Source organism: Chromohalobacter sp. 48-RD10 (assembly GCF_029889785.1).
GTDB lineage: Bacteria > Pseudomonadota > Gammaproteobacteria > Pseudomonadales > Halomonadaceae > Chromohalobacter.
Map to the genome: position 1 here is coordinate 93,842 of NZ_JARANX010000006.1, position 19,422 is coordinate 113,263.

Sequence of the window (19,422 nt, forward strand, 5' to 3'; positions counted from 1 at the left end):
TCATTCCACGACGATACGCGCGACCTGCCAGACCGAGCGGAAACGCACTTCCTCGGTCTGCAGTTCAGGATAATCATCGAAAGGATAGAGTACGAACAGCGGGCCGTACTCACGCACCGGCATCGGCTCGCCATCACGCCGCATGGCCAGAATCACCCCGTACTCTTTTGCCTCGGCCAGCGGTACATCGGCGGCGAAATCATTCAACGCGACGACGTGCAGCGAATCGCCGCGAGCGCCGACCGCATCGTAAATCGCGCTCAGTAAAGGGCCTCTGAAGTGCGATGAACCCTCAGTCCAAGGGGTGTGCGTGACGATAGTGCCTTGTGGCAATTCCTGGAGCATGGCGCGGTCGAACCGTGCCACACCGCCACCGTTGGTACGCGAGATATTTCCCTCCACGGTTAGCATGACCTCCCCTTCAGGTGTCGACAGTGGATGGGCATGCACCGCCGCGGCGACGCACATGAGCAAAAAGAAGCCCAGCCCAGCCGTCACACCTGAGCGCTTCAAGCATTGCCTCAGCGTCATCAAGACACGCATGGTTAGCCGTCCCATCCGAGTGCGAGCAAAAACGTCATACCGCTACCAATGACCCTACCACCGCAACAGGGTGCTTGCATGTCATACGCGATTGGCGATTGTCGTGACTGATCCATCCGCCTCACTCCAGCACCTCGAGGCGGTCATGACGCGTAACACGGCCTTCGTTTTCGGCAACCAGGTTCTGCCCGAAATACACCTTGCCACCCTCACCACGCCGGTAACCGGCCAGCGTACGCAAGGGCTCGCGGCCCTCCTTGAATGTGCCCGTGGCGGGGTCGACGCTGATCATCGCGCAGCGAGCACAAGGCTTATCGACGCGGAACACAACCTCACCGAGACGGATGCGTCGCCACTCGTCCTCGGCATACGCCGAGGTATCAGCGATCACCAGGTTGGGGCGAAACTGTGCCATGAGATGCTGCTCGACCGTACGCGTGTTGAGATCGGCCAACGAGGCCTCGGAGATCAATAATAGCGGGTAGCCGTCGGCAAAGCTGACGCGCTGTTCGATGGAATGCCGATAGCGCGAGGACTGCTCGCCCAGCCACAACAATCGTGCGGGCTCTCCCGCCACCTCGCTGAACCAGGCATCGAGACGTGCATGCGTGGTCCAGGCATCGAAATCGTCAGCCCATACCGTAGTGGCGAAAGTCGCCAGATCGAAGCTCCCTACCGCCAGTTCCAGTGCGGGCAGTTGCGGATGCGACAAGCTCAGCGTCTGACCGTCAAACGTCGCGGTCACGCGCTGCAACTGAGGATGCGTGCGGGCAGTCAGAAAGGTGCCATCGAGTTTGGCGACCATGAAACGCCGATCGCCTACTATCCCTTCCAAGCCGACCCATGCCGATTCTTGCATGCGCCCTGCAGTGGATTTGATGGGATAAAGGTGAATCGCGGAAAGCGTCGCCATGGCAACCTCATTGGGAGTCTAGGGATTGAGAGGATATTTCTGAGCATTGTCGCAAAAAATACCGACGGTCGCCTCGATAGTGGCATGCCATTCCCGTTTCGAGCGCGCATTCGAACATACAGACATCGTCAACGAGCGACAGCCACCATCAAAAACGCCCGCCTCTCTCGAGGCGGGCGCAGCAACGGCAAAGCGTCCGTTTACGCCGTAGCATCGGCATGCCGGCTCGGTGTCGGCCGCCTACGGCGCTGCAGCCAGATGACGAATGCGAATACCGCCAGTCCCGGTATCCACATCCATTCCTTCGGCCAGCGCTCGACGGGCGCACGGATCGACACGATCTCCTGGTCGAAATCGAAGCCCAGTTTCTCCGCCTGGCTATTGAAGTCGGTCATGTCGACCAGCGTCTTGCCATCCTCCTGCATCAAGGTCAGGCCCAGGTTCTGCATACGCTCGCTACCGCTGTCTCCCTCCGGCGCCGGCACCAGCATCACGAAACTGGTCGGTGACCCATAGGCATCAAGACCGTCGACACGAACACGCAGGTTGCTATCGTCATCGATGGCGCCTAACGCCTGCTCGAACTGTGCGGGCGGAATGTCCCGATACGGGTCGTGAATCATGTCCATCCAGAACCCGGGCCGGAACAGCGTGAAAGCCACCAGCAGCAGCAGCAGGCTCTCGTACCAGCGATTTCTCACTACCATGTAGCCCTGCGTGGCGGCGGCGAAGATCAGCATCGCCCCCGTCGCCACCACGAAGATCAATATGCCGTGCCACCAGTTCACATCGATCAACAGCAGATCGGTATTGAAAATGAACAGGAAAGGCAGCGCCGCCGTACGCAAACTGTAATAAAACGCCTGGAAGCCGGTGCGAATGGGATCGCCCCCGGAAATCGCCGCGGCGGCGAACGAGGCCAACCCCACCGGGGGCGTCACATCGGCCATGATGCCAAAATAGAAGACGAACAGATGCACCGCGATCAGCGGTACGATCAAGCCATTTTGCTCACCCAGTTGGACGATGACCGGCGCCAAAAGCGCGGAGACTACAATGTAGTTGGCAGTGGTCGGCAGGCCCATGCCGAGAATCAGACTCAGCACCGCCGTCAGCATGAGCATCAGCAATAAATTGCCCATAGACAGCGTTTCGACCAAATCGGCCAGTACCAATCCCACCCCGGTCTGCGATACGGCACCGACAATGATGCCCGCCGCCGCCGTGGCGATGCCGATACCGATCATGTTGCGTGCACCGTCGATCAAGCCATCCCAGAGATCGACGACGCCACGCTTCACTTCATTGCCCAGCGCGCCGCGGCCACGGAAGAATGCCTCCAGTGGGCGCTGCGTCAGGATGATGACGATCATGAGCACGGTGGCCCAGAACGCCGAAAGGCCTGGCGACAACCGCTCAACCATCAGGCACCACACCAGCACCACGACGGGCAGCAGAAAATAAAGCCCCACCATTACCGTGGGCCGCGTTTGCGGAAGCACTGAGATATCGCTATTGGCATCATCCTGCTCAAGCTCGGGGTAGCGTGACCCTAGCTTGAGCAGTGCCACATAGATCACCGCCAGCCCCACGGCGGCCACCCATGGCATAGCCTCACCCAACACCGGCTTCAGCCACCCCAGCCCGTAATACACGATCAGGGCCAGGGCCATGATCCCGACCAGCCCGGTCAGGAAACCGACGATTTTCTGCAGCCATGGGCGTACAGGATTGCTGCTCTCGAGCCCCCGCATATTGGCCTTGAGCGCCTCGAGGTGAACGATGTAGATCAGGGCTATATAAGAGATCAACGCCGGCAGGAAGGCATGCTTGATGACTTCGACATACGAAATACCCACATACTCGACCATCAAGAAAGCCGCGGCCCCCATCACCGGCGGCATGATCTGACCATTGACCGACGACGAGACCTCGACCGCACCGGCCTTGGTGGGACTAAAGCCAACGCGCTTCATCATGGGAATGGTAAAGGTACCGGTGGTCACGGTATTGGCAATCGAGGAGCCCGAAATAAGACCGGTCATGCCCGAGGCGACAACCGCCGCCTTGGCCGGACCGCCACGATAGTGGCCCAGCATCGAAAACGCCATCTTGATGAAATAATTGCCAGCCCCTGCCTTGTCCAGCAAGGCACCGAACAATACGAACAGGAACACGAAGCTGGTCGACACGCCCAAGGCGATGCCGAACACGCCTTGCGATGTTAGCCACTGGTGATTGACCAGGCCATAAAGGCTCACCCCGCGATGCGCTAGCATCCCCGGCATGTAGGGGCCGGCCAGCGAATAGACGATGAACACGCTGGCCACGATCATCAGCGGCGGTCCAAGCGCACGCCGCGTGGCTTCCAACAGCAACAACAAACCGATCACACCGATGATGACATCCTGCAGGATCGGTGCACCGGGGCGCTGTGCAAGCTGCTCGTAAAAGAAATACATGTAGGACGCCGCGAAGGCGCCTATCAATGCCAATCCCCAGTCCAACAACGGCACCCTGCCGCGCGGTGAACGCTTGAAGGCCGGATAGGACATGAATGCCAGGAAGATGGCAAAGGCCAGATGGATGGAACGTGCCTCCGTGGCACTGAACACCCCAAAGCCAAATACGAAAGGTAAGGGCGAAGCGATCCAAAGTTGGAACAACGACCAGACCGCCGCCACGCAAAGCAGCAGTTTGCCAACCGGCCCGGTGGGCTTACGAGCCCCGGTCTCGTTGGCGGCCAGTTCTTCAAGCTCGGCCTCTCGCGTGGATGCTGTCGACTTATCGTCTTGCATACTGTTGTCCCGGTGGTGTCGGTCAGGGCGTGCTTCGCGTGCCCTGACCGACCAAAAAACACATCACAGTCGCTTGTTTCATTCGCCACCGCGTGGCCAGAACCAACGATGCGCGGCGCCGAAGCGGCCGCGCATCGTCTAGCACGACATCAAGCTAACGTTACAACCAACCACGCTCTTTATAATAGCGTTTGGCGCCTTCATGCAGCGGCGCGGAGAGACCGTCGGAGATCATTTCTTCCGGTTTCAGGTTGGCGAAGGCCGGGTGCAGACGCTTGAAACGATCGAAGTTGTCGAACACCGCCTTGACCACTTCGTAGACGACATCGTCATCCACTTTGGAAGAGGTCACGAAGGTAGCCTTGACGCCGAAGGTCTCGACGTCATCGTCATTGCCCTTGTACATACCACCGGGGATGACCGACTTGGCGTAGTAGGGATACTCATCGACCAGGCTATCCACCGCATCGTCATTCAGAGGGACGAGGTTGGCATCGACGGTCGTGGTCGCTTCCTGAATCGCACCGTTGGGGTGGCCAACCACGTACGCCATGGCATCGATGTTGTTATCCGCCAATGCCGAGGCCATTTCGGAGGCGCCCAGCTCGGAGGCCAGCGAGAATACGTCGGTATCCCAGCCCTCGGCGTCCATCAGCACTTCCATGGTGGCACGCTGACCGGACCCCGGATTACCGATGTTGACGCGCTTGCCTTTGAGATCTGCGACCCCGTTAATATCGGCATCCTTGCGCGCCAGAACGGTCAACGGCTCACCGTGCACAGAAAATACCGCACGCAGGTCTTCCATCGGCTCCTTGAAGTCACCCTCGCCATTGTAAGCACGGTACTGCACGTCAGACTGCGCGACGCCCATGCTCAGCTCATCGGACTTGATGCCGTTGATATTGGCCACGCTGCCACCGGTAGACGGCGCGTTACAGCGAATGTTGGTGTCTTCCGAGTTGCGGTTGACCAGACGACAGATCGACTGACCCACCACGTAGTAAACTCCTGTCTGCCCACCTGTCCCGATGGTGACGAAGCGCTCCTGATCCTGAGCCATCGCCGGCGTCGATAGCGCAGCGGCACCCAGCAGGGCCCCGGAGAATAACGCAGCGGTAAAGGCGTAACGTTTCATGCATGCACCTCTTTAACATTATTGTGACGAGCCGATCGCAAGGCCGAAGCCACGACCGGCAACAGGGAGCGACCGAAAAGCACCGCGGACGCAGTACACTCCAGCGCACTCAATTCCCTTGCACTCAGCCTAGGCAATATGTGCCAAAGCCGATAGTCGGCAGGCATGATAACCGCCCGTTGCGCCAACCGGAACAGACGTTTGCCATATCGAGCCCGCACTCGACTATCGTCTAACCCAATACCCACGCCTATCCCGACAAGACGGTGAACAGCATCTTTACTGACAGCGCCATCAAGACGAACGCGAAGATGCGCTTGAGTGTGGACACGGGCAGACGATGGGCGAGCCAAGCACCCAGTGGTGCAGTGAAGAAGCTCACGCTCGACATCAGGATCACCGCCGGCCAGTAGACGAAGCCCAGCGTCCCTACGGGCAACCCCGGCTCTCCCCAACCGTTGATCAGATAGCCGACCGCCCCTGCCAGCGCGATCGGCAATCCCACCGCCGCGGACGTACCGATCGCGCGCCGCAAGGAGACGTTGCACCAAGTGAGAAACGGCACCGTAAGCGACCCGCCCCCGATGGCGACCAAAGCGGAGATACCGCCGATGCCCAATCCCACGCCAGATACGCCCGCTGGCCCCGGCAAGGTCCGCGAAGGCGCAGGCTTGAGGTTGATCAGCATCTGCGTCGAGACGAACGCCATGAAACACGCGAAGAAGATCGCCAGCCCCGTGGTCGGCACGTGCGCAGCAAGAAACGTGCCCAGGAAAGTGCCGACCAGAATTCCCGGTGTAATGAAGCGCACCACCGACCAGTCCACGCCCCCACGACGATGATGCGCTCGCAGGCTCGCCAGCGAGGTGGGTACGATGGCGGCCAGCGACGTCCCCAACGCCACATGTACCAAGGTGTCATGCGGAAAACCCTGCAGGGCGAACAGCGATGTCAGTAGCGGCACCATGATGCCGCCACCGCCGACCCCCAGCAGGCCGGCGAAAATCCCCACCACACCGCCCAAGGCCAGATAAGCCAACCACCATATCGGATCCACGTTACTCACTCCTTATCATCGAACGTTCGACGCTACGTCAGCGCCGACCATCGGCCCGCCAGCCTAGTGTGGCGATAGCAAGGGCACGACCGGAAGACGATCGCTCACCTCGATGCCATGTCGACGGAAGTAACCAGCATTGACTTCCAGCGCCGCGCGAAACGGAACCTCGGCCGCATAACGGGGGCACTCGGCGCTGGAAGCGGCCTGACACGGCAGCATGCGCCGGATGGCGCGTACCTCGCCGTTCGCGCCCAGGAAGGCTATATCCAGCGGAATACGCGTGCGATACATCCAGAATGCTGTCTCGGCGGATTGTTGAGCTTCATAAACGAACAGCATGCCGGCATCCGGCGCGAGCGTATCGCGATCCATCAGCCCCTGGGCCCGCTCCTCGGCCTGCCTGGCCACTTCCACCGACAGCGTCTCTCCGGCAATTTCCAAAGTGGCACGCTCGAGTGTCGAGCGTTCCTCTGCGAACGCCGGCGCGAGTGTCAGCGCAAACAAGCCCAACACCATCCACCCCGACACGTACAATGTCCGCTTCATACGCTATCCTCTTGCCTTCTATCAACCAACGCGAATGATGCCTAACGCCATTCGCCTACAAGGATACCCCGTGCCACTTCGCGACCTCCTGCTCGGCCTTCTGGTCATCGTCATCTGGGCCTTCAACATCATTGTCATCAAGGTCGGCGTGGACGACATGCCACCCCTGATGTTGATGACACTGCGCTTCATGCTGGTCGCCGCCCTGGTCGTACCCTTTACTCGCATAACACGACGGCAACTGCCGTGGCTGCTGGTGCTGTCGGTCACCTTCGGGGGCCTGCATTTCCCACTGCTATTCCTGGGCCTTGGGCAGGCCGAGGCCGGCACCGGCGCCTTACTGGTACAGATGGGTACGCCCTTTGCCACCTTGCTCGCCGCCGTCTTCTTCAAGGAGCATCTCGACCTGCGCCGGTTGCTCGGCTTGTTGCTCGCCTTCGCCGGCGCGGTGGTGCTCGCCGGCGGGCCGGCGTTGCCTAATGTGACGGCTACGTTGACGCTCTTGACCAGCGCCCTGGCCTGGGCGGTGTCGACGTTGATCATCAAGCGTGCGCCGGCCATCTCGCCGCTGACGCTGGCCGGGTGGATCGCGCTGTTCGCGATTCCCCAGGTCGCATTGGCCAGTTGGCTTTTCGAGACTCAGCACATGCAAGCGCTTCGCCATGCCGGCTGGATCGGCTGGGGCGCGGTATTCTACACGGCGGTGATGTCGTCGATCATCGCCTATGGCTTGTGGTATTCGCTGCTGCGCCGCCACCCGGTCAACCGGGTCGTTCCGCTGACGTTGTTGATGCCGGTCATCGCCGTTTTTCTCGGCGTCTGGCTGCTCGGCGATGACCTGGATAGTCACAAGCTGCTCGGCGGGGCGCTGGTCATCGCCGGGCTGGCGGTGATCAACCTGCCGGGAAGGCAGCGTGCTCGCGCCGCGCCCTGAAGGCCCTTATGTCACGACCACATCATGGCGAGAGATCGTCACGCTGCGCAGCCGCGCTTGCAACGCTTGGCCCGCATGAAGTCCCATCTGATCAACCGCTTCACGGGTGAGGCGCGCCCGCAACGCCTGCCCGCCGACATCCAGCATTACCTCGACGAAAGGGCCATGGGCTTCGTCACCGATCTCCCGCAGCGTCGCCGGTAGGCAGGCGACATCCGGCAGCGGCGGCGCCCATGTGGAGGCGACGCCCACATCGCGCGCTCGCAGGCGCAAGCGCACCGCATCGCCGACCGCTCCCTCGAGACGTGCAACACTCAGCGTCTCGCCCTCGGCCATGCCCGGCAGCGCCAGTCGCGTCAAGCAAAGCGCCTCGTCATGCGCGGCGATACGCGCCTCGAGCAACGAAGACGCCTCGAAACGCCCCGTACGTGGCCCCAGATCGAGGCGCGTAAACATCTCGTCCACAGGACCGCTCGCCATCACCCGCCCCTCTTCTATCAATGCCACGCGATCGGCCAGCGCCCCGATTTCACGCGTATCGTGACTGACGAAGAGAATCGGCACCCCAGTATCGCGCGCCAGACGCCGGATATAGTGCAGGAGCTCTTGCTTGCGCGCGCCGTCCAGTCCGGTGAGCGGCTCGTCCATCAACAGCATGCGTGGGCGCGACAACAACGCCCGGCCGATGGCCACGCGCCGTACCTCTCCTCCCGAGAGTCGCCCCGGTGTACGCGACAACAAATGGCCGATCCCCAAAAGCTCGACAAGGCCATCGAAATCCGCGCGCGCCGCGCGCGGCATGCCGTAGCGCAAATTGCCGCGCACCGAATAATGCGGAAACAGTCGTGCTTCCTGAAACACGACGCCCAACTGGCGCCGATGGGGCGGCACCCATCGGCGACGCTGCGTATCCACCAGCCATGTATCACCCAGCCGAATGGTGCCTGCCTCGGGCGCCTCTAATCCAGCGATCAATCGAATCAGGCTGCTCTTGCCGCTACCCGAGCGCCCGAACAACGCCGTGACGCCTTCCGCCGACACCGCAAGTGAAGTGTCGAGTGTGAAAGCCCCGAGTCGCTGAAAGACCTGCGCCTCAAGCATGGCGTCCCTCCAGACGTCGGCGTGCGCGCCGCGCCAACCACTCCGACGCCACCAGCGCGATCAACGCCACGATCACCGAAATCACGCAAAGCCGCGCTGCGGCGGCCTCCTTTCCAGGCGTCTGCACCAGGCTATAAAGCGCTAACGGCAAGGTGCGCGTCTCACCGGGAATGTTGGAGGCAAAGGTAATCGTCGCACCAAACTCGGATAACGAGCGGGCAAACGCCAGCACGCCGCCGGTCAGAAGGCCCGGCAATATCAGCGGCAGGGTCACCGTAAGAAAGGTTTTCCAACGGCTCGCACCCAGCGTGCGCGCCGCTTCCTCCAGCTTGCGATCGACCGACTCCAGCGACAGGCGCACGGCACGTACCAGCAAGGGAAACGCCATCACCGCCCCGGCAAGTGCCGCCCCTTGCCAGGTAAAGGGCAGACTCACGCCAAGCGTTTCGTGCAGCCATTGGCCCAGCGAGCCTTGTCGCCCCAGCGACACCAGCAGCAGATACCCCACCACGACCGGGGGCAGCACCAGCGGCAAATGCACGATACCGTCGAGAAGTGTCTTGCCGGGGAAGTCGAAGCGTGCCAGCACGTAGGCCATGCCCAGCCCCGGCAACAGAATCGCGGCCACCGCGACACCGGAAACACGCAGGCTCAGAGCCAGTGCCTCCCATTCCAGCGGTGTCAGCATCAGCTATCCCCGGCGCTCAGCGTCGCAAAGCCGAAACGCTGGAAGATGGCGCTCGCCTCGTCACTTTCCAGCCACTTGGCCAACGCCGCGGCCTCCTCACTGGGTGACTCGCCGATCAACGCCACTGGATAGACGATCGGGTCATGAGAAGCGTCGGGAAAGGTGCCCAGCGTCTTGACCTTATCGCTGGCCTGGGCATCGCTAGAATAGACGATACCCAATGGCGCCTCGCCGCGCTCGACCAGCGCCAATGCACTGCGCACGTTGTCGGCACGCGCCAAACGTGGCGCGAGCGCTTGCCACTGACCCAGCGATGTCAGCGCCTGCTTGGCATAGATACCTGCGGGGACATGCTCCGGGTTGCCGAGTGCCAAACGCCCCTCTCCCAACCGTTCGGCGATCGAGGCGGTCTCATCCAAGGTTAAACGGTCAAGATCGCTGTCCCGAGGCGCAATCAGCGCGAGGCGATTGCCCAGCACATCGTGACGATGCGACAGCGTGATCCCATCTTGCGCACCGAGCCAATCCATCCAGCGCTCGTTAGCCGAGAGATACACAGCCGCCGGCGCACCGTTGGCGATCTGCCGGGCCAAGGTCGACGACGCGGCATAGACGGGCACGATATCGACATCGTGATCGCGCTCGTAGGCCTCGGCCAGCGCACCGACGGCATCGGTCAGCGAGGCCGCAGCAAAGACTTTGACACGCTCGGCGGCCAGCGCCGAAAGGCTTGCCATGCCCAGCGACAGGGCCAAGGCATGGACGATACAAATGCGAACCAGCGAACGACGTAACATAGCACTCCGGGCTTAGCGACCTTGATATGGATGACGAGTGATCAGTTATCGAAAATAGCATGCGCGATGGCCACAACCCAGGCACCCGCCAGGAAGCCGTGCCGAACGAAACAGGGAGGCCGAAGCCTCCCTGCACGATACGAGCATTCGTTCGATGCTTAGAAGTCGAGGCTCGCCCCTACCCAATAGCGACGCCCATCGTCTACGTAACCGTATTCGTCATAGCCGACGTCTTCGTCGAACATGTTATAGACACCGAGCATGAGCTTGGCCTGCTCGGTCACCCGCCATGAGCCGCCACTGTCCACGAAAGTGTAGGACGGCGCTCGGGTCGTATTGGAGGAGGGCCCCTCGACGGGCTGGCTCTCCTTGCCACGATAGGTCAGACGGGTCCAGGCGTTGAGTCGCGCCGTCGGCGCCCAGTCCAGCGTGCCGCTGAACTGATGTTTGGGCAACTGGGTCAACGGATTGCCTTCGTATTCGCCGCTTTTCTGCTCGGAATCGGTGTAGGTATAGCTCGTCGACAAGGTCAACGTCTCGGTCAACGGCGACGACAGCGAGAGCTCTACGCCTTGCGTCACGGCCTCGTCGACATTGATGCGGGTATTGGTGCGAAGGTTGCCGTCGTCGTCGGTATCGAACTGGGTCACCGGAGGGCACGCCGTGGCCGACCCACAACGTAGCCGAGTGATCTTGTCGTCGAAGTCGTTGTGAAACAGCGTCACACTGGCATTCAAACCGCGTGGGGCGCTATACAACAAGGCAAGCTCCTTGTTGAGCGATGTCTCAGGCTCGAGATCCGGATTGCCATAGGTGGTTCCTCCACGGCTAATGGCCCCCCAATCAGCCGTTACCTCACGCAGCCCCGGGGCGCGATACCCCGTAGAGACACCACCTTTCAATGTCCAGCGCGGCGCCGCCTGCCAAACCCCATACAGACGCGGGCTGATATGGCTACCATAGTTTTCGTTGTCATCCAGGCGCACCCCGCCAGTCAATGAGAAATCTCGCGTCAATAACCATTCATCCTCAGCAAACAGCGCCCACTGATCGTTACTGACGTGGGTCCGGTCGGAAATCTGGTTGGTGTTCTGATCATCGAGCTCTTCTTTCTCATAGCTAGCGCCGATCGTCACAATATGATGCGACAATGGGAGTACCCACTGGGTGTTCGCCACGGTGTTGGATATCTCGATATCACGCGACTTGTTATCGGTGGACTCTCGCTGGATGTAACTGTCCGAGGTGGCAAATCCCCAGCGCCCGGTATGGGTCAGCGCGTAATGTTCTCGGTCATGCTCGGAGTAGCTATCGGTACAACCGCCTCGACATCCCTCTGCCGGAGCTGACTTTCCGGCATGCGACGCGCGATCCTGTGTCTCCTTGCCCACCTCAACGCCGAAATCGTGATTCTCACTCGGGGTCAGCGAAAACTGGGCGGTCAGGCTCTGTAGATCCTTGTCTTCGTAGCCTTGCTCGATGTCATCTTCCTCACGCTTCTGGTACTGGCTATAAACCTGCAGACCCAGCAGATCGTCGACTAACGGCCCAGCAACATAAAACTGACCCTGATTGGCATTGCCCGAGTCGCTGTCTTCCTGAAGCGTGGCTTCGGCGCGTACGTTGCCATGCCAGTCGTCGGCCACCTTGCGCGTGATGACGTTGATGACCCCACCGATCGCATCCGAGCCATAAAGCGTCGACATCGGCCCACGAATGACCTCGATCCGCTCAATGGCCTGCAGTGGCGGCAACCAGTCCTGTTCGAATCCCGCGCTCCCATTGGGACGCGACTCCCGCGACGCCTGTCGGCGCCCATCGACGAGCATCAAGGTATATTCTGCCGGCATGCCACGCATGCTGATATCGGCGCCATTATCGCCACGACCGCCTCCGGTGACGATAACGCCTGGTACATCACGCAAGGCGTCGGTGATATCACGGTAGGCCTTTTTCTCGAGCTGCTCGCGCGAAATGACACTGATCGATGCCGGGGCGTCCTGTACCTGCTGGGCGTACCCGGCAGCGGTCACGACGACATTGTCCAGCTGGACATCGTCATCGGCGGCATAGGCCAGCGGCGTGCCAAACGCAGTGATGGCGAGTGCCAGCGCCGACGGCCATACATAATAGGACATGATGCGTTGTTCTCCCTGATGAATCCCGCTCCGACATTAGCCGAAGCTTTTGCATGATATTTTTATAATTAATGCGAATTTTTATCATTTAGATTCTTTCACAGAGAGCACGCCAGGTCACGGGACAGGGCGTTTCACAATCCGCAACACAACGAGATACCGTTACAAGCGTTAATGATTTTCAAAAACGTCGTGCAATATGCCAGAATAATGACCCACTCCACGCACCACGCTGACAATGGCCTAAGGCATGCACGATCTCGATGAACTGACCGCGTTCGCCTCGGTCATGGCGTCCGGCAGCCTGACCGCCAGCGCCCGAGAACTGGGACTCGCGAAGTCGACACTCAGTCGGCGCATCAGCCAGTTGGAGGAACGGCTGGGTCAGCCGCTGCTACGACGCCAAGCCAACCGCGTTCTTCCCACCGAAGCCGGTACGCTCTTTCTCGCCTACAGTCAGCAGATACTGCACCTCGCCGAACAAGGACAGCAAGCACTCGACGACTTGCGCGCGGATGTCAGCGGCACGTTGACCGTCGAGGTACATAACGCCTTTGCGCGGGGCTGGTTCAGCCAGCAGATGGAAGATTTCGTGGCACGTCACGCAGGCGTGCGGCTGAATCTGCATACCCGTGTGACGCCGCCCACAGGCCCTGAAGACGAAACCCTATGCGTGTGGTTAGGTAACGTCGCCGACTGTGGTCTACGGCAGGAGACGCTTGGCTACATGCGTCGCGGGGTCTATGCGCACCCCGATTATTTCCGGCGCCATGGCATGCCTCGTCACCCCCGCGAACTAACCGAACACGCCTGGATCGATCTACTCGGTACCAGCGAACAAGGCGTGACGTTACATCACGCCCGCGAAGGAGAAACCCGGATCACGCTGCCGCCGTCACGCCTGCACGTGGATCAGTACGCCCTGCACATCGATGCCATCGCACGAGGGCGCGGCCTGGGTCTGCTTCCCCATTGGATGGCCGAGAAACGACTCCAGCATCATCCCGGCAGCCTGGCGCCTTGCCTCGAAGAATGGGCGCCCTCGTCGCTTCCCATCACCCTGCTTTACCCGTTCGGGCGTTTACCTCGCAAGAGCATCACTCTTCTCGAACAAATTCGTCAGACCGTGCCGGATAGCTGGCGCTTGCATTCGCATATCCCTCCCGAGCGCGTTTGCACGCTAGACTGACAGTCTCAAAATGGCATGCTGTACTCTTTTATAAAAAATCGGTGTATCTAAAAGACCGGGTCATATAAAAGACGAGTGCATGTGGACGCCGGTTCATGCTGAATGCCGATGTGCAGGTGCCACGCATTTAGATAGCATGCTCACATATTCACTTGCCTTGGCGAATGGGAGAGGGAATGGGTCTCAAGGAAATCGCTGTCGGTGGCATTTATCTCAGTCCGCTGCTTCTCTATACCCTGTTAGGGTTCATTGGCGCACTCATCGTGCGTACCGTATTGCACCGACTCGTCGGGCAACATGTTCCTTGGTTCGAAGCGTGGTTCGATGTCGCCTTGTTCGTCATCATTACCGCCGCCGTCGCCTTTGCCTTCTCGTCTACTGCTGGAATCGTTTAAATGCGCACACCGCTACGCATGCTGATCACTCTCGTTATCGTGGCACTGGCCGTCGCCGCCGGCGTCTGGCTCTGGCATTACTACCTGTATACGCCATGGACCCGCGACGGCCGCGTTCGCGCCGACGTCGTCACGATCGCCCCGGATGTCTCGGGCTGGGTGCGTCAGCTGCCGGTGAGCGACACGCAACAGGTCGAGCAAGGCGAGACCCTGTTCCAGATCGATCAGTCGCGTTACCAAACTGCCGTCGACAAGGCCCAGGCCATAGTCGCATTGAACAAGGCAAAGTTAGAGCTCAAGCAACATGAGGAGAGCCGACGCAACAACCTGAGCAATCAGGCCATCAGCAGCGAGGATCGCGAAGTCGCGCGGATCGATACCCGCGTGGCGAAAGCCAATCTCGACGAGGCCCAAGCCGATCTTGAAAGCGCCCAGCTCGATCTGAAGCGCACCGTGGTCGAGGCCCCCGCCGACGGGCATATCCTCAATCTGCGCCTTACCGAGGGCAACTACGTCTCGGCCGGCAATGCAGTGATGGCGCTGGTCAAAGCGGATTCCTACTATGTGACCGGGTATTTCGAAGAAACCAAGATGTCACGTATCGAAGAAGGCGACACCGCCAGGATCACGCTGATGAACGGCGATACCGAATTGCGTGGCCATGTCACTGGAATCGGTCGCGGGATCGCCGATAGCAATACTTCACCCAACGAGCAGCTCTTGCCCCAGGTCGAGCCAACCTTCAATTGGGTCAGGCTAGCGCAGCGGATTCCGGTGCGCATCGCGCTCGACGAAGTCCCCGACGAGACGCTGCTCAGTGCCGGCATGACCGCTACCATCCATATCGTCGACGAGACGGATACCGACTGAGCCGCCCATGTCGCCCTGGCTGGAAACCTACCTCACCCCTTCGAAGGCGTCACTGCAGTTCGCCACCAAAACCACACTGGCGATGCTGCTGGCGCTTTATATCGCGCTATGGTGCGATCTCGACCGACCCTACTGGGCGTTGATCTCAGCGGCCTTCCTGCAGATCCGGCCAATGAGCGGCATGGTCGTCGAGAAGGGCATCTGTCAGATCAGCGGCACGCTCATCGGTGCGTTGGTCGGCATCGTGATCATGGCCTTCTTCGCCCAGGCTCGCGTACCCGCCCTGGTGGCACTGACGCTATGGATCATGTTCTGCGCCTACGGCAGCTCGCTGTTGCGCAACAATTTTGCCTACGGCTGCATCATGGGCGCCGTCACGGCGATGCTGATCGTGGTGATTTCCTCCAACCAGCCGCCGAGCGGCATTTTCGATATCGCCATCGCACGGCTCTCCGAACTAGGGCTCGGCGCCCTCTGTGCCACCCTGGTCAGTGCCCTGTTATGGCCTACACGCGTCAAGGACCACCTGGCGAATCAGGCCGATGAGGTGATCAATCACGCCTTCACGCACGCCGGGCAACGCCTCGACGCCGGCGATGAGCTGGATGTCATGCAGCAATCGTTGACCGCCAGTCTCGAGCCGCTGACGATGCTCGAAACCGACAGCCAGGCGGCGCGCTACGAGGGCCCCGATGGTGCCGGTCGCATCCGTGCCACGCACGTGCTCACCCGGCGCACGTTGCGTTTCTTCGCCACATTGGGTGCGCTTTATCAGTTGCTACACGACCACGGCGATCGCATCAACGCGCCGCTGCATCAACTGGCCAAAGAAATCGCCGACGGCTTTCGCAATGCAGAGCACGTGAAAGGCGTACCCGCCGCACGCCGCCAATTACAGGACCTGCGCAAGCGCGCTCACGGCTACTCCGACACGCAACTCGATCCCTTGCAGCGGCGTGTGCTTCTAGCGCTGCGCGAGGTACTCGGTCATGCCATGATCATGCTCGACGCGCGCGAGGCCATTGCCCATCCAGGGCGCAAGCAACTACGTGGCGGATCGCTGTCCTGGCACCGCGATCATCTCGTGGCGTTGCTAAATGCCGGCCGCGCGGGACTGGTCTTTTCATGTCTGGCCACCTTCTGGTTGCAGACACACTGGAACAACGGCCAGGTCGCGATGCTGCTAGGCACTCTGTTCTCGGCGTTTTTCGCCACGCGCGATAATCCCGTTACGATCTGCATGATGTTCTTCAAAGGCATGCTGGCTGCATTGCCCAGCGCCTTCCTGTTCGGCCATGTGCTGCTCTCGCAGGCCAACGGGTTTCCCATGCTCGCCATGCTCTTCGTCACGCCGCTGTTCCTGGGGCTTCTTGGCGCTTCCAACCCGCGCTTGATGGGCTACTGCCTTGCCTTCACTATCTTCAATATTCTGCTGACCATGCCCGGCAATGGGATGGACTTCTCATTCGACAGCTTCGCCAATCGTGCCATCGCCGTCATCGTCGGACTCAGCGCCGTGGTGATGGGATTCCGCTTGCTCCCCGGCCTGGGCACGCCAATTCGACGCCGGCGCTTGATCGGCGCCATCAGCCACGACTTGCGGCATATCGATGAGCAACCCTTGCATGAAGCCGAAAGCCGCTTCAGCGGCCATATGGCCGACCGTCTGCTGCAACTCGCCCGGCATGACGACATGCTGCCCGAGGATCATCGCCACCTGTTCATGATCGGCCTCAACGGTCTCGATCTGGGGCGCTCGTGCTTGCGCCTGCGCCACCGCCTGGAAGATGCATCAACACCAGTACGCGACGCCATGCAACATCTTCTGGCCACGCTGGCCAACGGCTTCGAGGACAGCGCCCATGGCCGCTCGCCCCAAGGCATCAACGAGGCCGGCCAAGCGCTGGATGCCGCCATCGCGCGCCATGGCGGCATCGAGGAAGACGCGCGCGAGCTTATCGAGGGGTTGATTGAGCGACTTGTCCTGGTGCTGGACCGTCAGGCCGAGGTCATGGCCGAGCGTCAGACACCGGCCATCTCCGCGACCAAGAGCGCCTGACGACCAACGCCATCCGAGAGATAAATATGCAGATTCGACCTTTCCAGCCCGTCGATGAAGAGAGTGTCATTGCGCTCTGGGAGCGCTGCGAGTTGACTCGCCCATGGAATGACCCACGCCGCGACATCGCACGCAAGCTCGCGGAAGATCCCAGCCTGTTCCTGATCGGAGTGGAAGCGGACACTGTGATCGCCAGCGCCATGGCGGGATATGACGGGCATCGTGGCTGGGTACACTATCTGGCAATCAGCCCCGACTGCCAGCGCCGCGGCCTTGGCCGCCAATTACTCGCCGCCGTGGAGCGCGCCCTGCAGGCCCGGGGCTGCCCAAAGCTGATGCTGATGGTTCGCAACGAGCATCCCGCGTTGATCGACTATTACCGCCGCCAAGGGTACGACGAAGGTGACTTCGTGACCCTTGGCAAGCGCTTGATCGCCGACGACTGACTCAGTCGCGGTCGACGGCGAAGGCGGACCACGCTTGGCGTGTCGGCATGACTTCAAGACGATTGACGTTGACGTGTGCCGGCAGCGAGACCGTATAGCAGATCAACTCGGCGATGTCCTCGGCCTCGAGTGGCGTGGTGTTGCCGTAAAGCTTGTCGGAGGCCGCCTGATCGCCGCCGGTGCGCACCAGCGTGAACTCAGTCTCGGCCATACCCGGCGCGATATCGGTAACCCGCACGCCGGTGCCTTGCAGATCGCAACGCAGGTTATAGGAAAACTGCTGCACGAAGGCCTTGCTCGCACCATAGACGTGGCTGCCCGGATACGGCCACTGCCCCGCAACCGAGCCCAAGTTGACGATACTCGCCCCGGCCCCGGTCTCGATCAGCGTAGGCAGCAGCGCATGCGTCACATTGACCAGCCCGGTGATGTTGGTATCGATCATCGTATGCCAGTCGTCCAGGTCCGTCTTCTGCGCCGGTTCCGGTGCCAGGGCCAAACCGGCATTGTTGATCAACGCCTTGACCGCGCGGAAATCTTCCGGCAGCGCCGCAACGACGTCCTTGATCGCTTCGGCGTCTCGCACGTCGAGCACCGCGGTATGCACAGGCACCTTGTCGTTTAGCTCCTTCTCGAGATCCGCGAGACGCTCCGCGCGCCGACCAATGAGAATCAACGACCAGCCAGCCTCGGCGAAACGCCGCGCTGCGGCGCGCCCGAAGCCCGAAGTCGCCCCGGTAATCAATACGATATCGCTCATGTTTTGCTCCTTCTCCACATATGCCTTGCCGCCAATGCGTGTTCACGGCGCGATCAGCCAGGATAGCCGCCTTCGATGTCGACGATGCGCGTGGCATTGCGCCCTACACCACCATGCAGGTCCAGCATGCGCTCGATCCAGGCATAGACCGGATCGGCATTGGAGACAAGATCCGCCGTCGAGACACACCTTGCCCACATGAAATGACCGAATACCAGGTAGTCGGCACCGCCAGGCGCTTCGCCGTCGAGGAAGTCGGCCTCTTCGAGACGCCCACGCAGCGGCTCGAGGGCTGCATCGAGTGACGAGAGCCCTTTGCTGGGCGCATGCATTTCCTCGAGGCTACGGCCCAGCGCCTTTTCACGCGTTTCACGAAAATACGCCTGATCGTCGGGATGTACGGCATTGAACAAGTCCATGACGATGGTGCGCAAAATCCCGGGCGCCAACGCCCGCTCGCTGTAGAACTTGAAGAAGCGCGCGCGGGACGCCGCCGTGTCGTCTCCCAGCAGCGGATTTTGCGGATACACGCGATCCAGATAGCGGAAGATCTCGTAGCTATCGGTGACCGAGGTATCGCCATCGACGAGTACCGGCACCTTACCTTGCCCCGAAAACGCGATCGCCTCTTTCTGGGTAAACCGCCAAGGGATGAAATCGCATTCCAGCCCCTTGTGCGCCAGCGCATAACGCACACGCCAGCAGTAAGGCGAAAACCGCAGCCGCTCGTCACGCCCGCTCAAGTCGTACATCTGCAACGCCATGCCACTGCTCCTTTATTCAGCATAGACTTATCGTGAGAGTACCCACGCGCTGGATCTACGACGCTACCACATGCCGCGCAATCGCGCCTACGGCGCACGCACCTGGGCCACTATGTCCGGGAAAAGACTCATCTATTAGTCGAACTCATACCGCGTAAAACGCCTCACCAACGCTCTTCGTGCCTCCGACGAAGGTCACAAGAAAATACATATAAGTTTGATTTTGAAAGATATTTTAAGTTCATCAATTTCCTGGCGTTATTGGTAATACCAATTATCCAAC

Annotated in this window: 18 protein-coding genes; 6 read left to right on the top strand and 12 right to left on the bottom strand. The window is 60.6% G+C overall.

Translation table 11 applies throughout. The annotated features are described in order from the left end of the window. The 6 genes from OP496_RS08860 to OP496_RS08885 all read right to left on the bottom strand — a co-directional run bounded on the left by OP496_RS08860 (position 1) and on the right by OP496_RS08885 (position 6,998). On the bottom strand, positions 1–411 hold the full coding sequence (locus OP496_RS08860) for an oxidoreductase (protein WP_280563230.1): 411 nt from the start codon (positions 409–411) through the stop codon (positions 1–3). A gap of 253 nt (positions 412–664) precedes the next feature. Next, positions 665–1,456 (bottom strand): MOSC N-terminal beta barrel domain-containing protein, encoded by a 792-nt coding sequence (locus tag OP496_RS08865; RefSeq protein WP_280563231.1) that lies wholly within the window; start codon positions 1,454–1,456, stop codon positions 665–667. Positions 1,457–1,656: 200 nt separating this feature from the next. Next, positions 1,657–4,254 carry a TRAP transporter permease gene (locus OP496_RS08870; protein WP_280563232.1) on the bottom strand — a complete coding sequence of 866 codons (2,598 nt, stop codon included), beginning with the start codon at positions 4,252–4,254 and terminating at the stop codon, positions 1,657–1,659. 160 nt (positions 4,255–4,414) lie between these two features. After that, the gene (locus OP496_RS08875) at positions 4,415–5,392 is read right to left on the bottom strand and encodes a TAXI family TRAP transporter solute-binding subunit (protein WP_280563233.1); all 978 of its coding nucleotides are present in this window, start codon (positions 5,390–5,392) and stop codon (positions 4,415–4,417) included. 250 nt (positions 5,393–5,642) lie between these two features. Beyond that, the gene (locus OP496_RS08880) at positions 5,643–6,449 is read right to left on the bottom strand and encodes a sulfite exporter TauE/SafE family protein (protein WP_280563234.1); all 807 of its coding nucleotides are present in this window, start codon (positions 6,447–6,449) and stop codon (positions 5,643–5,645) included. 63 nt (positions 6,450–6,512) lie between these two features. Next, positions 6,513–6,998: a DUF192 domain-containing protein gene (locus OP496_RS08885; RefSeq protein ID WP_280563235.1), complete on the bottom strand. Its 486-nt coding sequence runs from the start codon at positions 6,996–6,998 to the stop codon at positions 6,513–6,515. A 70-nt stretch (positions 6,999–7,068) separates the two neighbouring features. Here OP496_RS08885 and OP496_RS08890 point away from each other — a divergent pair, with 70 nt between their 5' ends. Then, positions 7,069–7,932, top strand: coding sequence for an EamA family transporter (locus OP496_RS08890; RefSeq protein ID WP_280563236.1), 864 nt, complete (start codon positions 7,069–7,071; stop codon positions 7,930–7,932). A gap of 6 nt (positions 7,933–7,938) precedes the next feature. Here the strand turns inward: OP496_RS08890 and modC are convergent, their stop codons facing one another. From modC to OP496_RS08910, 4 genes are all read right to left on the bottom strand, one after another. Then, positions 7,939–9,033 carry a molybdenum ABC transporter ATP-binding protein gene (modC, locus tag OP496_RS08895; protein ID WP_280563237.1) on the bottom strand — a complete coding sequence of 365 codons (1,095 nt, stop codon included), beginning with the start codon at positions 9,031–9,033 and terminating at the stop codon, positions 7,939–7,941. Next, complete coding sequence (gene modB / locus OP496_RS08900; protein ID WP_280563238.1) at positions 9,026–9,721, bottom strand: molybdate ABC transporter permease subunit; 696 nt, start codon at positions 9,719–9,721, stop codon at positions 9,026–9,028. Before modB ends, modC begins: the two co-directional genes overlap by 8 nt. Then, positions 9,721–10,518 carry a molybdate ABC transporter substrate-binding protein gene (gene modA, locus OP496_RS08905; protein ID WP_280563240.1) on the bottom strand — a complete coding sequence of 266 codons (798 nt, stop codon included), beginning with the start codon at positions 10,516–10,518 and terminating at the stop codon, positions 9,721–9,723. The genes modB and modA overlap by 1 nt, the downstream gene beginning before the upstream one ends. Before the next feature lie 158 nt (positions 10,519–10,676). Further along, the gene (locus OP496_RS08910) at positions 10,677–12,656 is read right to left on the bottom strand and encodes a ligand-gated channel protein (protein ID WP_280563241.1); all 1,980 of its coding nucleotides are present in this window, start codon (positions 12,654–12,656) and stop codon (positions 10,677–10,679) included. 250 nt (positions 12,657–12,906) lie between these two features. Between OP496_RS08910 and OP496_RS08915 the strand changes: the two genes are divergently transcribed. The 5 genes from OP496_RS08915 to OP496_RS08935 all read left to right on the top strand — a co-directional run bounded on the left by OP496_RS08915 (position 12,907) and on the right by OP496_RS08935 (position 17,615). Further along, positions 12,907–13,845: a LysR family transcriptional regulator gene (locus OP496_RS08915; protein ID WP_280563243.1), complete on the top strand. Its 939-nt coding sequence runs from the start codon at positions 12,907–12,909 to the stop codon at positions 13,843–13,845. Between the two features lie 176 nt (positions 13,846–14,021). Continuing rightward, positions 14,022–14,240, top strand: a complete 219-nt coding sequence (locus OP496_RS08920; RefSeq protein ID WP_280563244.1) for a DUF1656 domain-containing protein — start codon at positions 14,022–14,024, stop codon at positions 14,238–14,240. Continuing rightward, the gene (locus OP496_RS08925) at positions 14,241–15,110 is read left to right on the top strand and encodes an efflux RND transporter periplasmic adaptor subunit (RefSeq protein WP_280563245.1); all 870 of its coding nucleotides are present in this window, start codon (positions 14,241–14,243) and stop codon (positions 15,108–15,110) included. 7 nt (positions 15,111–15,117) lie between these two features. Continuing rightward, complete coding sequence (locus OP496_RS08930) at positions 15,118–17,169, top strand: FUSC family protein (protein ID WP_280563246.1); 2,052 nt, start codon at positions 15,118–15,120, stop codon at positions 17,167–17,169. A gap of 26 nt (positions 17,170–17,195) precedes the next feature. Continuing rightward, positions 17,196–17,615: a GNAT family acetyltransferase gene (locus tag OP496_RS08935; protein ID WP_280563247.1), complete on the top strand. Its 420-nt coding sequence runs from the start codon at positions 17,196–17,198 to the stop codon at positions 17,613–17,615. Position 17,616: 1 nt separating this feature from the next. Here OP496_RS08935 and OP496_RS08940 read toward each other — a convergent pair whose 3' ends face one another. Together OP496_RS08940 and OP496_RS08945 are read right to left on the bottom strand one after the other, a co-directional pair. Further along, positions 17,617–18,375, bottom strand: coding sequence for an SDR family NAD(P)-dependent oxidoreductase (locus tag OP496_RS08940; protein WP_280563248.1), 759 nt, complete (start codon positions 18,373–18,375; stop codon positions 17,617–17,619). A gap of 53 nt (positions 18,376–18,428) precedes the next feature. Continuing rightward, positions 18,429–19,139, bottom strand: coding sequence for a glutathione S-transferase N-terminal domain-containing protein (locus OP496_RS08945; RefSeq protein WP_280563249.1), 711 nt, complete (start codon positions 19,137–19,139; stop codon positions 18,429–18,431). Positions 19,140–19,422: the final 283 nt, after the last annotated feature.